This window comes from Streptomyces sp. NPDC017979 (genome assembly GCF_044328175.1).
GTDB lineage: Bacteria > Actinomycetota > Actinomycetes > Streptomycetales > Streptomycetaceae > Streptomyces.
In genome coordinates this window covers 39722-53652 of record NZ_JBIRGU010000021.1, presented here as the reverse complement: position 1 = coordinate 53652, position 13931 = coordinate 39722, and the positions used below count along the sequence as shown (strand labels likewise).

General features: G+C 74.1%; 11 protein-coding genes. 3 read left to right on the top strand and 8 right to left on the bottom strand.

Annotated elements, in window-relative coordinates:
• Positions 1 to 336: 336 nt before the first annotated feature.
• The 3 genes from ACH4E8_RS33840 to ACH4E8_RS33830 form a co-directional block, all read right to left on the bottom strand.
• On the bottom strand, positions 337 to 1620 hold the full coding sequence (locus ACH4E8_RS33840; RefSeq protein ID WP_398455435.1) for an HRDC domain-containing protein: 1284 nt from the start codon (positions 1618 to 1620) through the stop codon (positions 337 to 339).
• Between the two features lie 89 nt (positions 1621 to 1709).
• The gene (locus tag ACH4E8_RS33835) at positions 1710 to 2375 is read right to left on the bottom strand and encodes a response regulator transcription factor (protein ID WP_361544737.1); all 666 of its coding nucleotides are present in this window, start codon (positions 2373 to 2375) and stop codon (positions 1710 to 1712) included.
• Positions 2376 to 2690: 315 nt separating this feature from the next.
• Positions 2691 to 3380, bottom strand: coding sequence for a DUF3000 domain-containing protein (locus tag ACH4E8_RS33830; RefSeq protein WP_398455434.1), 690 nt, complete (start codon positions 3378 to 3380; stop codon positions 2691 to 2693).
• A 91-nt stretch (positions 3381 to 3471) separates the two neighbouring features.
• On the opposite strand from ACH4E8_RS33830, the gene hemE reads away from it, so the two are divergent.
• A complete protein-coding gene (gene hemE, locus ACH4E8_RS33825) occupies positions 3472 to 4539 on the top strand; it encodes a uroporphyrinogen decarboxylase (protein ID WP_398455433.1) in 1068 nt (355 codons plus the stop codon).
• Positions 4540 to 4713: 174 nt separating this feature from the next.
• Here hemE and ACH4E8_RS33820 read toward each other — a convergent pair whose 3' ends face one another.
• Together ACH4E8_RS33820 and ACH4E8_RS33815 are read right to left on the bottom strand one after the other, a co-directional pair.
• Complete coding sequence (locus ACH4E8_RS33820) at positions 4714 to 6090, bottom strand: FAD-dependent oxidoreductase (protein WP_398455431.1); 1377 nt, start codon at positions 6088 to 6090, stop codon at positions 4714 to 4716.
• A gap of 28 nt (positions 6091 to 6118) precedes the next feature.
• The gene (locus tag ACH4E8_RS33815) at positions 6119 to 7066 is read right to left on the bottom strand and encodes a DUF4349 domain-containing protein (protein WP_398455430.1); all 948 of its coding nucleotides are present in this window, start codon (positions 7064 to 7066) and stop codon (positions 6119 to 6121) included.
• A 174-nt stretch (positions 7067 to 7240) separates the two neighbouring features.
• On the opposite strand from ACH4E8_RS33815, the gene hemG reads away from it, so the two are divergent.
• Both hemG and hemQ read left to right on the top strand, forming a co-directional pair.
• Entirely contained in the window at positions 7241 to 8725 is a 1485-nt protein-coding gene (gene hemG / locus ACH4E8_RS33810) for a protoporphyrinogen oxidase (protein WP_398455429.1), read from the top strand.
• Positions 8722 to 9435 carry a hydrogen peroxide-dependent heme synthase gene (gene hemQ, locus ACH4E8_RS33805; RefSeq protein ID WP_398455427.1) on the top strand — a complete coding sequence of 238 codons (714 nt, stop codon included), beginning with the start codon at positions 8722 to 8724 and terminating at the stop codon, positions 9433 to 9435. The genes hemG and hemQ overlap by 4 nt, the downstream gene beginning before the upstream one ends.
• Positions 9436 to 9609: 174 nt before the next feature.
• Here hemQ and ACH4E8_RS33800 read toward each other — a convergent pair whose 3' ends face one another.
• The 3 genes from ACH4E8_RS33800 to ACH4E8_RS33790 form a co-directional block, all read right to left on the bottom strand.
• On the bottom strand, positions 9610 to 11232 hold the full coding sequence (locus ACH4E8_RS33800) for an alpha/beta hydrolase (protein ID WP_398455426.1): 1623 nt from the start codon (positions 11230 to 11232) through the stop codon (positions 9610 to 9612).
• Between the two features lie 133 nt (positions 11233 to 11365).
• Entirely contained in the window at positions 11366 to 12355 is a 990-nt protein-coding gene (locus ACH4E8_RS33795) for a TIGR04222 domain-containing membrane protein (protein ID WP_398455425.1), read from the bottom strand.
• Positions 12356 to 12939: 584 nt separating this feature from the next.
• Positions 12940 to 13929, bottom strand: a complete 990-nt coding sequence (locus ACH4E8_RS33790; RefSeq protein WP_398455424.1) for a TIGR04222 domain-containing membrane protein — start codon at positions 13927 to 13929, stop codon at positions 12940 to 12942.
• Positions 13930 to 13931 lie beyond the last annotated feature (2 nt).

Below are 13931 nucleotides of genomic sequence, written 5' to 3'. Positions count from 1 at the left end.
GGCGAACGTCACACCCCGCGCCGGATGCGCTTGCGCTGCGCTTGCCCGGCGTGGTGAGTCCGGGCTCCCGCGCCACCTGGACATGCTCGCCGTGGACCTGCGGGCGGTATGGCCCCCGCGGCCGGTGGGTGGCCTGTCGCGCAGTTCCCCGCGCGCCTAAAAGCCCGTCCTGTGGGCGGTGGGGATGCCCACGGGCCCCAGAACGCCCGGCAGGGCGCTCCAGGGGCGCGGGGAACTGCGCGACAAGCCACCCGCCGGCCGGTGGAGACCCGCACTCCCGCGGGGGCACGGCGGGCGCATCAGGGGCGGGGCGCCCCGCGCACGTTCGGCGCGGGGCTACTTCGACGAGGTCAGGGCGCGGGAGAGCGTGGGGGAGACCAGCGCGGCCTGCCAAGCCCGCGCTCCCAGCAACCGCAGCGCGGACGTCACCGCATCCGGGGAGCGATCAGCCGGCGGCTCCCAGCAGATCCGCCGCACCGTGTCCGGCGAGATCAGGTTCTCCTGGGGCAGGTGGAGCTCCTCCGCCAGCGCCGAGACCGCCGCCCGCGCCGCGGACAGCCGCGCCGCCGCCGCGGGGTCCTTGTCCGCCCAGGCACGCGGCGGCGGCGGACCGTTCAGCGGCTGCCCCTGCTGCGGCAGCTCCAGGTCCGGGAGCGCCTTCGCCCGGTCGATCGCCGCCTGCCACTGCTCCAACTGCCGCCGGCCCATCCGATGGCTGAAGCCGGTCAGTCCGCTCAGCGCGTGGACGTGCGCCGGCAGGGCCAACGCCGCCTCGACGATCGCGGCGTCGCTGAGCACCTTGCCCGGCGAGACGTCCCGCCGCTGGGCGATCGCGTCGCGCGTGGTCCACAGCTCCCGCACGACCGCCATCTGCCGGCGCCGGCGCACCTTGTGCATGCCGGAGGTGCGGCGCCAGGGGTCCTTGCGCGGCGCGGGCGGCGGGGCGGCGGCGATCGACTGGAACTCCTCGTGCGCCCACTCCAGCTTCCCCTGCCGGTCCAGCTCCTTCTCCAGGGCGTCCCGCAGGTCGATCAGCAGCTCCACGTCGAGCGCGGCGTACCGCAGCCAGGGCTCGGGGAGCGGGCGGGTGGACCAGTCGACCGCGGAGTGGCCCTTCTCCAGCGCGTAGCCGAGCACGGACTCGACCATCGCCCCCAGGCCGACCCGCGGGAACCCGGCGAGCCGGCCGGCCAGCTCCGTGTCGAAGAGCCGGCTGGGAACCATGCCTATCTCCCGGAGGCAGGGCAGGTCCTGAGTTGCGGCGTGCAAGATCCACTCGGTGTCGCCGAGCGTGCTGCCGAGGAGGGAGAGGTCGGGGCAGCCGACGGGGTCGATCAGTGCGCTGCCCGCGCCCTCGCGGCGCAGCTGCACCAGATAGGCCCGCTGGCCGTAGCGGTACCCGGAGGCCCGCTCGGCGTCCACCGCGACCGGGCCGCTGCCCGCCGCGAAGGCGGCGACGACCTCGGCGAGCGCCTGGGCGTCGGCGACCACGGGCGGAATGCCCTCACGCGGCTCCAACAGGGGGATCGGGGCCTCTTCGGCTGCGACGCCGGCGTCCGGGGGAGCGCCCCCGGCGGTTCGCAGTGCGGTCTCTGCTGCGGTGTTTCGGGCGTCGGTCACGTGTCAAGGGTATCCGTGAACGGCGTGCGCCTGTCGACGGAAACGATCCGTCGACAGGCGCACGGGGGAAGCGCGGGGGAGCGGGCGGGTCAGTGGATGATGCCGGTGCGCAGCGCGACCGCGACCATGCCCGCCCGGTCGCCGGTGCCGAGCTTGCGGGCGATGCGTGCGAGGTGGCTCTTGACGGTCAGCGCGGACAGGCCCATCGAGACGCCGATGGCCTTGTTCGACTGGCCCTCCGCCACCAGCCGCAGGACCTCGACCTCACGGCCCGACAGCTCCCGGTAGCCGCCCGGGTGGCTCGGGGCGCCCGGGGGGCGGCGGTGGCCCAGCCGGGCGGCCGCGGCCCCGATGGGGGCCGCGCCGGGGCGGGTGGGGTGGCCGATGTTCGTACGGGTGCCGGTGACGACGTAGCCCTTGACCCCGCCCGCGAGGGCGTTGCGCACGGCACCGATGTCGTCGGCCGCGGAGAGCGCGAGGCCGTTCGGCCAGCCGGCGGCTCGGGTCTCCGACAGCAGGGTCAGCCCCGAGCCGTCGGGCAGGTGGACGTCGGCGACGCAGATGTCGCGCGGGTTGGCGATGCGGGGGCGGGCCTCCGCGATCGACGACGCCTCGATGACGTCCCGTACGCCGAGGGCCCACAGGTGGCGGGTGACGGTGGAGCGGACGCGCGGGTCGGCCACGACGACCATGGCCGTCGGCTTGTTCGGACGGTAGGCGACCAGGCTTGCGGGCTGCTCGAGAAGGACGGACACCGGGCTCCTCCTGGGGGGAAGGTGCAGGGACGGGGCCGGCTCGGGGATGAAGCCGGGGCGTTCCGTGAAGTTAGGGTCATTGACCTCTTCGGCAGCCCGACGGACGTCCTTTAGGGAATGATCACGATTTGGTGAGTAACAATTAGTGCAATTCGGACGCGTGATCGATCATCCTACGAGTGAACTGACGGTCCGTCGGCTGGCGGGTCGGACGGTGCGGGAGCGAAGGTGCACCGCGGCCCCCGACAGCGGTGCGGCCCGGGACCAGTGTCCCGGGCCGCACGAGTCGCAGCGCACCGCGTGCGCCGGCGGACGTCAGCGGTGCTGCGGCCCCCGCCGCTGCGGAAGCGTCACCACGCCCGTCGCCATGTCCGCCGTCCCGACCGGCGCCGGCGGCAGCCCCGCGATCTGACACAGCAGGTCACACCAGGCGGCGAGGTGCGCCGCCGCGTCCGGCGTTCCGCAGTGCGCCTCCTTCGGCGTCCACGAGGCGCGGATCTCGATCTGCGTCGCGGGGCGGCGCTGCCCGAGTCCACCGAAATAGTGAGAGCTCGCCCGGGTGACGGTGCCGCTCGGCTCCCCGTACGACAGGCCGCGCGCCTCCAGCGCGCCGGTCAACCACGACCAGCACACCTCCGGCAGCAGCGGATCCGCCGCCATCTCCGGCTCCAACTCGGCGCGCACCAGGGTCACCAGACGGAACGTGCCCTGCCAGGCGTCGTGCCCCTCCGGGTCGTGCAGCAGCACCAGCCGGCCGTCCGCCAGGTCCTCGTCGTCGTCGACGACCGCCGCCTCCACGGCGTACGCGTGCGGGGCGAGCCGCTGCGGGGGGCGGGCCGGGTCGAGCTCGACCTCGGGGCGCAGCCGCGCGGCCCGTAGCGCTTCGACCGCCAGCCGGAACGCCCGGGGGACGGCGTCCTGCTCCGCGTCCGACGACGAGTCGGCGCTCCCTGGAGGTCCAGCATGTTCAGCATGATCGGAAAAACGTCCCTGAGCCGCAGCCATGCGGGGAAGACTAGGCGGAACGGGGCGTGCGCGCAGGGAAGGACACCCCGCACCCGACGGCCGCTTTCCCGGTACGTGCGAAGATTTGGGCGTGAGCGCCAACGACCGCCCCGCGGGCCCCCAGCCGAAGACGCACGACTCCGCCTTCTTGAAGGCGTGCCGACGAGAGCCGGTGCCCCACACCCCGGTGTGGTTCATGCGCCAGGCGGGGCGCTCGCTGCCCGAGTACCTGAAGGTGCGCGAGGGCATCCCGATGCTGGAGTCCTGCATGCGGCCGGAGCTGGTCAAGGAGATCACGCTCCAGCCGGTTCGACGGCACGGGGTCGACGCGGCGATCTACTTCAGCGACATCGTCGTCCCCCTCAAGGCCATCGGCATCGACCTCGACATCAAGCCGGGCGTCGGGCCCGTCGTCGCCGAGCCGATCCGCAGCCGCGCGGACCTGGCCCGGCTGCGGGACCTGACGCCCGACGACGTCCACTACGTCACCGAGGCGATCGGGCTGCTCACCGAGGAACTGGGCGCCACCCCGCTGATCGGCTTCGCCGGCGCGCCCTTCACGCTCGCCAGCTACCTCGTCGAGGGCGGCCCCTCGCGCAACCACGAGCACACCAAGGCGCTGATGTACGGCGACCCGGAGCTCTGGGCGGACCTGCTGGACCGGCTCGCGGAGATCACCTCCACGTTCTTGAAGGTGCAGATCGAGGCGGGGGCGAGCGCGGTCCAGCTCTTCGACTCCTGGGTCGGCGCGCTGGCCCCGGTGGACTACCGGCGCTCCGTGATGCCGGCGTCCACGAAGGTCTTCGACTCCGTCGCCGGCTACGGGGTGCCCCGCATCCACTTCGGCGTGGGCACCGGCGAGCTGCTCGGCCTCCTCGGTGAGGCGGGCGCGGACGTGGTCGGCGTCGACTGGCGCGTCCCCCTCGACGAGGCGGCCCGCAGGGTCGGGCCGGGCAAGTCGCTCCAGGGGAACCTCGACCCCGCGGTCCTCTTCGCGCCGACCGCGGCGGTGGAGGCGAAGACGCGGGAGGTGCTGGCCGCGGCGGAGGGGCTGGAGGGGCACGTGTTCAACCTGGGCCACGGGGTCCTGCCGACGATGGACCCGGACGCGCTGACCCGCCTCGTGGACTTCGTCCACACGGAGACGTCGAGGGCGTAACCCCTGCGTGACGCCTGCGGCGGGCTTGGTGGACCTACTCGCCGTTTCCCTGCGGGCACGCTGGCCCCAGCGCCCCCAGAAACCCTCACCGTTTTCCTGCGGGCGCGTTGGTCTCTGCGGGAGTGTCCAGGGGCGCGAGCAGCCAGTCGCAGTCCGCGGAGGTCGCGCGGGGGGTTACGGGCGCTCGGTGAGGCGCTTCGTGGCGCGGCGGGCCGCTACCAGGACCGGGTCCCAGACCGGGGAGAAGGGTGGGGCGTAGCCGAGGTCGAGCGCGGTCATCTGCTCGACCGTCATGCCCGCCGTCAACGCCACCGCCGCGATGTCCACCCGCTTCGCCGCGCCCTCGCGGCCCACGATCTGGAGGCCCAGCAGCCGCCCCGTGCGGCGCTCCGCGATGACCTTGACGGTCATCAGGCCGGCGTCGGGGTAGTAGCCGGCGCGCGCGGTGGACTCGACGGTGGCGGTGACGTACTGGAGGCCCACCGCGGACGCGTCCTTCTCCCGCAGACCGGTGCGGGCGATCTCCAGGTCGCAGACCTTGCTGACGGCGGTGCCCACGACGCCGGGGAAGGTGCCGTAGCCGCCGCCCACGTTCGCGCCGATGACCTGGCCGTGCTTGTTGGCGTGGGTGCCGAGCGGGACGTACCGCTCGCGCCCCGAGACCAGGTCGAGCACCTCCACGCAGTCGCCGCCCGCCCAGATCGCGTCCTCGCCGCGCACCCGCATCGACAGGTCGGTGAGGAGTCCGCCGTACGCGCCGAGCGGCAGTCCTGCCGCGCGGGCCAGCTCCGTCTCCGGCTCGACGCCGATGCCCAGCACCACGACGTCGGCGGGGTACTCGGCGTCCGCGGTGGCGACCGCGCGCACCCGGCCGTCCGGGCCGGTCAGCACCGCGGTGACCTCGGCGCGGTCGACCGTGGTGATGCCGAGCCCGTCCATCGCGGTGTGCACCAGCCGGCCCATGTCGGGGTCGAGCGTGGCCATCGGCTGTTCGCCGCGGTTCAGGACGGTGACCTCGAAGCCGCGGTTCAGCATCGCCTCCGCCATCTCGACGCCGATGTAACCGGCGCCCACGACCACCGCGCGGCGGCCCTCGGTGGCCGCGATCGTGTCGATGAGCGCCTGGCCGTCGTCGAGGGTCTGGACGCCGTGCACCCCGGGGGCGTCGATGCCGGGGATCGGCGGGCGGATCGGACGGGCACCGGTCGCGATCACGAGCTTGTCGTACCCCGTCCAGCCCTCCGAGCCGGTCTCCAGGTCGCGCGAGCGGACCCGGCCGCGCGCGGTGTCGACCTCGGTGACCTCGGTGCGCATCCGCAGGTCGATCGCGCGTTCGCGGTGCTCGGCGGGCGTACGGGCGATCAGGTCGTCGCGCTCGGCGACCTGGCCGCCGATCCAGTACGGGACGCCGCACGCCGAGAAGGAGCTGAAGTGGCCGCGTTCGAACGCGACGATCTCCAACTCCTCCGGCGCGCGGAACCTGCGCGCCTGCGACGCGGCCGACATGCCCGCCGCGTCGCCCCCGATGACCACCAGTCGCTCTGCTGTCATGGTCCACACGCTACGGGGGCAGGCGGCGTCAGCCCTCCTCGCCCCCGTCCCCCGCGGGCGGCTCGGGCCGCCGCGGCAGCAGCGGGCGCACCAGCCAGCGCCAGATCGCGTACACCGCACCGGCGGCTGCGGCGAACGGCAGCACGGCGCTGAGCACGACGCCGATCCAGAGCACCGTCGCCTTCAGCGCCTCCCAGCTCCCGCCCAGGGCGTCCAGCGGGCCCGGGCCGTCGTCGCCCTCCTCGTCGTCCTCCTTCGCGGGCGCGGAGACGTCGAGGGTGATCGTCGACAGCGACGTGCGGTCCTTCACCGACGACTGCCGGGCCAACAGGGACTCCAGGTCCGCCTGACGCCTTCCCAGTTCGGCCTCCAGCGCGACCACGTCGGACAGCTTCTCCGCGCGCTCCATCAGCTCCCGCACCCGGGCCACGCTCGCCCGCTGGGAGGCGATCCGGCTCTCCACGTCCACGACCTGGTCGGTGACGTCCTCGGCGCTCGACGTGCGGGACAGCACCCGGCCGACCTTCTCCAACTGCGCCAGGGCATCCGCGTACTTCTGCTGCGGCACCCGCAGCACCAGCCGTGACGTGAGCCCGTCGGCGCCGGTGCCGTGCGCCTGCTCGGTCGTCTCCTCGGAGACGAAGCCGCCGGCCTCCTCCGCGACCCGACGGGCGTGCGCCACCGCCCGGGCCGGGTCCTTCGCCGCGAGCCGCAGCTCGGCGGTGCGCACGACGTACGACGTCACCGGCGGGGCCGATGCCCCCGCGCCCTTGCTGCCGCCCCGCGCGTCCGGCGCCGCCGATGCGCCCCCGGGTCCGGTGGGCTCCGCCTTCCCGGCCGCCTCGTCCGCGGCGCGCTGGACGCTCCCGCCGGCCTTGTCGCCGGAGTCGCCGCCGGCGCTGCACCCCGTCACCGCGACGCCCGCCGCGACCACCAGTGCAACGAGCAGTCGTCGTGCCCGTACGTCCGCCCCCATGTGTCCCCCTCCGCCTTCCGCCGTCATCCGGTCGGGTTCCGGCCAACCGACGGATACCGGCCGGCCGTTGCCCGATGCTTCTTGGACGTTCGAAGCACCCCGGACCGTTGGGTGCGGACCGGTTCCGAACCGGTCACGTTCGGGACTCGGAACGGGGTCTGAGACAGTGGAGCCATGTCTTCCCAGCATGTGGACACCGCACCAGGGTCGGGACCGCCCGCCCGTCACGTCGTCGTCATCGGAGGCGGCATCTCCGGGCTCGCCGCCGCCCATCGGCTGGTCACCGCCGGAGCGCGGGTGACCCTGCTGGAGGCCGGCGGCCGGCTCGGCGGCAAGCTCCACCGCGGCGAGATCGCCGGCGCACCCGTCGACCTGGGTGCCGAGTCGATGCTGGCGCGCCGCCCCGAGGCCGTCGACCTGGCCCGCGCCGTCGGACTCGGCGACCGGCTCCAGGCGCCCGCCACCAGCACCGCGTCCATCTGGACCCGCGGCACGCTGCGCCCCATGCCGCGCGGCCACGTGATGGGCGTCCCCGCCACCCCCGACGCCCTCGCCGGGCTCCTCTCCGACGAGGGCGTCGCCCGGATCGCCCGGGAGTCCGAGCTCGCCCCCGCCGACCCCGCAGACCTCGGCGACGACGTCGCCATCGGGCAGTACGTCGCCGAACGCCTCGGCCGCGAGGTCGTCGACCGGCTCGTGGAACCGCTGCTCGGCGGGGTGTACGCCGGCGACTCGTACCAGATCTCGATGCGGGCGGCCGTCCCCCGGCTCTTCGAAGCAGCCCGACAACACCCCTCGCTCCTCGACGCCGTGCGCGAGGTCCAGGCCGAAGCGCAGGCCCAGCAGCAGGGCGGGCCGGTCTTCCTCGGCATCGACGGCGGGGTCGGCACCCTGCCGCTCGCCGTCGCCGACGCGGTCCGCGCCGCCGGGGGCGAGCTGCGCACCGGCACCCGCGTCCTCGGCCTGGCCCGCGCCGGCGCCGACGGCTGGCGGGTGCGCACCGACAGCGACACCCTCACCGCGGACGCCGTGATCATCGCCACCCCCGCCTGGTCGGCCGCCGAACTGCTCTCCGGCGAGTCCCCGGCCGCCGCCAGCGCACTCGGCTCCATCGAGTACGCCTCGATGTCCTTGGTCACCCTGGCCTTCCGCCGCTCCGAGCTGGGCGCGCTGCCCGCCGGCAGCGGCTGCAGCGGTTTCCTCGTGCCGCCCGTCGACGGCCGGTCGATCAAGGCGTCCACCTTCTCCAGCCAGAAGTGGCAGTGGGTGGCCGACGCCGCGGCCGACCTCTTCGTGCTGCGGACCTCGCTCGGGCGGTACGGCGAGGAGGAGCACCTGCACCGCGAGGACGTCGAACTCGTCGCGGCGTCCCTGCGGGACCTCGGCGACGCCGTCGGGCTCGCCGCCCGGCCGGTGGCCACCGAGGTCACCCGCTGGATCGGCGGCCTGCCGCAGTACCCCGTCGGCCACGTCGCACGCACCGCCCGGATCCGCGCCGAGGTCGCCAAACTGCCCGGCCTGCGGGTCTGCGGCGCGGCGTACGACGGCGTCGGCATCCCCGCCTGCATCGCCGACGGACAGCGGGCCGCGGACGAGGTCCTCGATCAGGACCACCCTGCTGACGGACGTCGATCGGGACGCGGGACAATGGCCTCATGAGTGCGCCAGAAAAGATCCCGAACGCGGGCAAGAAGGCCAAGGACCTCAATGAGGTCATCCGGTACACGCTGTGGTCGGTCTTCAAGCTGCGCGACGTGCTGCCCGAGGACCGCACCGGCTACGCCGACGAGGTCCAGGACCTCTTCGACCAGCTCGCCGCCAAGGACGTCAAGATCCGCGGCACGTACGACCTCTCCGGGCTGCGCGCCGATGCCGATCTGATGATCTGGTGGCACGCCGAGACCGCGGACGAGCTCCAGGAGGCGTACAACCTCTTCCGCCGCACCCGCTTCGGGCGCACGCTGGAGCCCGTCTGGTCGAACATGGCGCTGCACCGCCCCGCCGAGTTCAACAAGTCGCACATCCCGGCGTTCCTCGCCGACGAGACCCCGCGCGACTACGTCAGCGTGTATCCCTTCGTGCGCTCGTACGACTGGTACCTGCTCCCCGACGAAGAGCGCCGCCGGATGCTCGCCGAGCACGGCAAGATGGCCCGCGGCTACCCGGACGTGCGCGCCAACACGGTCGCGTCGTTCTCCCTCGGGGACTACGAGTGGATCCTCGCCTTCGAGGCCGACGAACTGCACCGCATCGTCGACCTGATGCGCCATCTGCGCGCGTCGGACGCCCGGATGCACGTCCGTGAGGAAGTCCCGTTCTACACGGGGCGCCGGAAGTCCGTCGCCGAGTTGGTGGCGGGGCTTGCGTAGCCTTCGACCGGTGGCCCGGGGGTCGTTCCCCGGGGGATGCAGCACGGGGCGTCGGAAGTCCGTGGCCGACTTGGCGGCGGGACTGGCGTAATCTTCGGGCTGCGGCCCGGTGATCCCGGGCCGGTGATGTGGTGGCGGAACCGGACTGCGGTCCCGCCACCGGGACCCGGAAGATCAGACGGAAGGGCGCGGCAGCACGGGCTGCGGCGCGCTCCGGTCCAGCGACACCGGGTCGGGCTCCGGGTGCGGCGCGCACGACGCGCGCCGCACCGGCGCCTCGCCGCGCAGGAGGTAGTCCTCCAGGTACGAGTTGACGCAGTCGTTCGGCCCGCCGCCGATGCCGTGGGTGCCGGCGTCCTCCTCCGTGATCAGTACGGCACCCTTGAGCCGGCGGGCCAACTCCTTCGCCCCCGCGTAGGGCGTCGCCGCGTCCCGCTCCGCGGCCAGGATCAGCACGGGCGGCAGTTGGCCCCAGCGGGTGCGCACCTGAAGCGGCTGCTGCCGGGGCGCGGACCAGTAGGCGCACGGCAGGTTCAGCCAGGCGTTGTCCCAGGTCTCGAACGGCGCCCTGCGCGCCAGTTCGGTGTTGTCGCGGTCCCATACCTCCCACCGCGTGGGCCAGGGCGCGTCGTTGCACTCCACGGCCGTGTACACCGCGTTCGCGTTCTCCGCCGCCTTCGCCTGCCCGCGCCGCGGCGCGGCCTGCTCGACCAGCGGTTCGTGGTTGCCGCGCAGGTACTCGGAGAGCGCGGTGGCGCGCGGCACCCAGTAGTCGTCGTAGTAGCCGGCGCCCAGGAACGCGGACTGGAGTTGGCCGGGGCCCACCACCCCGCCCGCGGGCTCGTCGGCGAGCTTCGCCTTCGCCTCCTCGTAGCGGTCGGCGACCTCCTCGGGCGTGCTGCCGAGTCCGAAGGCGTCGTCGTGCCGGGCGACCCACGCCCGGAAGTCCGCCCAGCGGCGCTCGAACGCCAGCGACTGGTCGAGGTTGTTGCGGTACCAGATCTTCTCGCGGGCCGGGTGCACCGCCGAGTCGAAGACCATGCGCCGTACGTGCGCGGGGTACAAGGTCGCGTACAGCGCCCCGATGTAGGTGCCGTACGAGGCGCCCATGAAGGTCAGCCGCTCCTCGCCGAGCGCCGCGCGCAACACGTCGAGGTCCCGGGCGTTGTTGAGGGACGTGTAGTGCCGCAGGGCGTCGCCGGCCCTGCGGGCGCAGCCGTCCGCGTACGCCCGTGCCTCCGCGATCCGCTCCCGCTTGAACGCCTCCGAGGGGGCCGTGGGGGACTGCGTCGGCGCCTTCACGTGGTCCTCGGGGGCCTGGCAGGACAGCGGCGCGGAGCGGCCGACGCCCCGCGGCGCGTAGCCGACCAGGTCGTACGCGCGGGCGAGCCGCCGCCACTTCGGCAGCTCCGCGTACAGCGGGAAGTACATGCTGGACGCGCCGGGGCCGCCGGGGTTGTAGACGAGAGTGCCCTGGTGCTCGGTGGTCTCGCCGCTGGCCCGCACCCGGCTGACGGTCAGTCGGATCGACCGGCCGTCGGGGTGCGCGTAGTCCAACGGGACCTCCACCGTGCCGCAGGAGACGGCGGACGGCAGCGACTCCTCCTTCGGGCAGGTGCCGAAGGAGACCCCGGCCGCGGCGGCGCGCTGGGCGGCGATCGCCGTGCCGCGGGACTCGGCGTCGGGCGGGGCCTCGCGGCCGGGGGCAAGGCCGTTGGCGGTCGGCACGGCGAGTGCGGAGACCACCAGCGAGCCGAGTCCGGCCACGAGTCCGTACGCCAACCCTGCTCTCGTCACGTTCCGTTCCCTTCGTGCGGACGGCAGTGCAGTCCAGGGATTTTTCGGGGTACGCGGCGAGCTGTAAAGCACCTTTGTGCGGGTGTCGCGGGCAATGCCTCCTATGCGCCGTCCGCCCGCCGGTGCGCGCCCGTCAGGCGCCGCCTCCGCCGCAACCCCCGCCGCCGCCACAGCCTCCGCCGCCGCTGCTTCCGCCTCCGCCGTCGCCGCCCCCGCTGCCGCCTCCGCAGCCGCCGCTCATGCCGCAGCCGGAGCCGTCGCCCCAGCCGCCGGTGTCGCCACCGCACCAACTCGCCCCGGCGGAGGGGCCGGCGGAATTGCCGGAGGAAGTGGAGGGGCTCGCGGTCACGACCGCGAGCGGAGCCGCCGCCGCGGCTGCCATGAGCACCCGCACGTCGGCGTCGGGCACCATGCGCGGGCCGAGGAGCGCCACCCGCACCGTGGTGGCGCGCGTGGCGCTGTGCGCCTTGCGGTACTTCCGCAGCGCGACCCGGCCCGGCCCGGTCACCCGGCGCCGCACGCGCCGGTGGACCACGCCCGCGACGAGCGCGCCCACGAGCAGCTGCGGCAGGAACGCCAGCAGGACGGACTCGTCGGGCAGCGTGACGAAGGTGACGGCGAGCGCCACGACGAGGCCGAGCAGACACGCGACCCACTGGATCCGGGCCCATCGGCCCACCGCCCGGCGCTGCCGCGACGGCCGGAACATCAGTCCCTGGTCGGCGAGCCGGTCGCCGATCTCCTGGATCACGGATGCGGTGACCGCCGCGTTCCGCACGGTCCTCAGCTCCCCGCGGTCGTGCTGCCGGGCGACGTCCAGGACGCCCTGCTGCACCGCGCCGCGACCGCGGGTGCCGCGGACCGCGACGACGCCGTGGCCCGAGACCCGGGCCGGCGCGGTGATGTCGAGCTTCCCGTCCTCGTTGAGGCCGGCGACGGCGGTGTCCACGACGCGCGCCGGGCCGCCGCTGAGGAACGCCGCGTCGTACGCGTCGTGGACGGCACGGGCCCCGCCGCGGGGCGCCCGGGGTGCGCGGAGGGAGAGGGCGGCGGCGATCAGGGCGACGCTGAGGCCGCCGACGATTGAGGAGAGGACGAGGGCGAGAATCGGATGGTCGTTCATGCGGTTCCCCCTGGGTGGGCACGGTGTCGCCGTGCAGCGGGCTCTGTGCGTGCAGGGCGGCCCGGAAGCCGCCTCGACCCTTCCCACCCCCTTCCGGTAGCACCGCGGTTTCGCCGTGCGGCGAGCTGTGGCGCCGTCTCTGCGACCGTCTGCGGCTTGTCGCGCGCCTAAGTAACCTCGCCGTTTCCCTGCGGGAGCGTTGGCCCCTGCCGCTCCGTCGTGGTTGTTCGCGCAGTTCCCCGCGCCCCTGTTTCGCTGCTCCCGTCACTTGCCTGCGGGAGCGTTGGTGTCTGCGGCTCGGTGATGCAGTTCCGCCCCCCATGCCCAGAGGGCATGGGGCCCAAGCGCCTCTGTTTCGCTGCCCTTGTCGACCACCTGCGGGGCGGGCACGTTTTGCCCTACGCCCGTAGGGCGTGGGCAATCAGGGGCGCTGGGGGTCCCCCCATGCCCTCCGGGCATAGGGGGCGGAACTGCGCGACCAGCCCACCACCGGGCGGTGGAGACCAACACTTCCGCAGGGAAACGGCGCGCACGTCCGGAGGCGCAAGGAAGCGCACGGGACCCTACGGGCCGGGCGGTTCGGGTCAGCCGCCGCAGCCGCCACACCCGCCGCAGCCGCCACCACCACCGCAGCCCCCTCCGTCGCCGCCGCAGCTCCCGCCGCCCCCGCCGCAGCTCGAACCGCCCTGCTTGTCCTCGCTGCCGCCACAGCTCGTCGTCGCGCCCGAGCCGCACCACACGGACTGCTGGGAGCCGTCGGCGGCCATGGCGGCGGGCGCGGCGACCGCGACGAAGGCCACCGCGGCCGCGGCGACCATCAGCTTCTGGACCGTGGGGTCCTCGATGCCCTTCTTCAGGCCCTTCACCACCACGAGGCCCGCGGGGGACTCCGTCTTCTCGTTCCGCGTCCGGTGGTCGGCGAGCGCCTTCAGACCGGCCTTGGTGGTCCGGCCGCGGACCTTGCTCCGTACGATCCCCGCGACGACCGCGCCGACCAGCAGCATCGGTCCGACGTGGAGGACGAACGGCCCGCTCACGCCCGGCAGGTCGTAGTCGTAGTTCGCCGCGGTGAGTGCGAAGGAGGCGAACAGCGCGAACAGGAACACCGTCTTCTGCGCCAGCGCCCAGTACCGCAGCGTCCGGCGGTCCTTGGTGGGCGTGACCATCAGGCCCTGGCCGGCGAGCCGGTGCCCCAGCGACTGGACGGTGACCGAGGCGGCGGCCCTGTGCCGCAGCGTGGACAGCGAGCCGTTCGGCGCGTTCTCGGCGGCGGCCAGCACCGCCTGCTCCACGGCGTCCCGCGCTTCGGCCCGTACGACCGAGACGATGCCGGGCTCCGCCAGCCGCAGCCGTTCGTCGGCGATCAGCTCGACGATCGCGGCGTCCACGACCCGCAGCGGGCCGCCGCTGAGGAAGGCCGCCTCGTACACGTCGTCGACGCGGGCGTCCTCGGCCCTGGCCGCGGTCACGCCGCGCCGGCGCTGTCGGCGGGACACCGACGCCTCGATCAGCAGCCAGACCGTGAGGACCCCCACGACGACGTTCACCAGCACGGCGACGGTGCTCAGCTCCACGA

Bases quoted from the DNA above. Each gene is read 5' to 3' on its own strand.
- ACH4E8_RS33830 (WP_398455434.1), bottom strand. From the start codon at position 3,380: ATGGCTGCGGCTCAGGGACGTTTTTCCGATCATGCTGAACATGCTGGA.
- ACH4E8_RS33820 (WP_398455431.1), bottom strand. From the start codon at position 6,090: ATGACAGCAGAGCGACTGGTGGTCATCGGGGGCGACGCGGCGGGCATG.
- ACH4E8_RS33815 (WP_398455430.1), bottom strand. From the start codon at position 7,066: ATGGGGGCGGACGTACGGGCACGACGACTGCTCGTTGCACTGGTGGTC.
- hemG (WP_398455429.1), top strand. From the start codon at position 7,241: ATGTCTTCCCAGCATGTGGACACCGCACCAGGGTCGGGACCGCCCGCC.
- hemQ (WP_398455427.1), top strand. From the start codon at position 8,722: ATGAGTGCGCCAGAAAAGATCCCGAACGCGGGCAAGAAGGCCAAGGAC.
- ACH4E8_RS33795 (WP_398455425.1), bottom strand. From the start codon at position 12,355: ATGAACGACCATCCGATTCTCGCCCTCGTCCTCTCCTCAATCGTCGGC.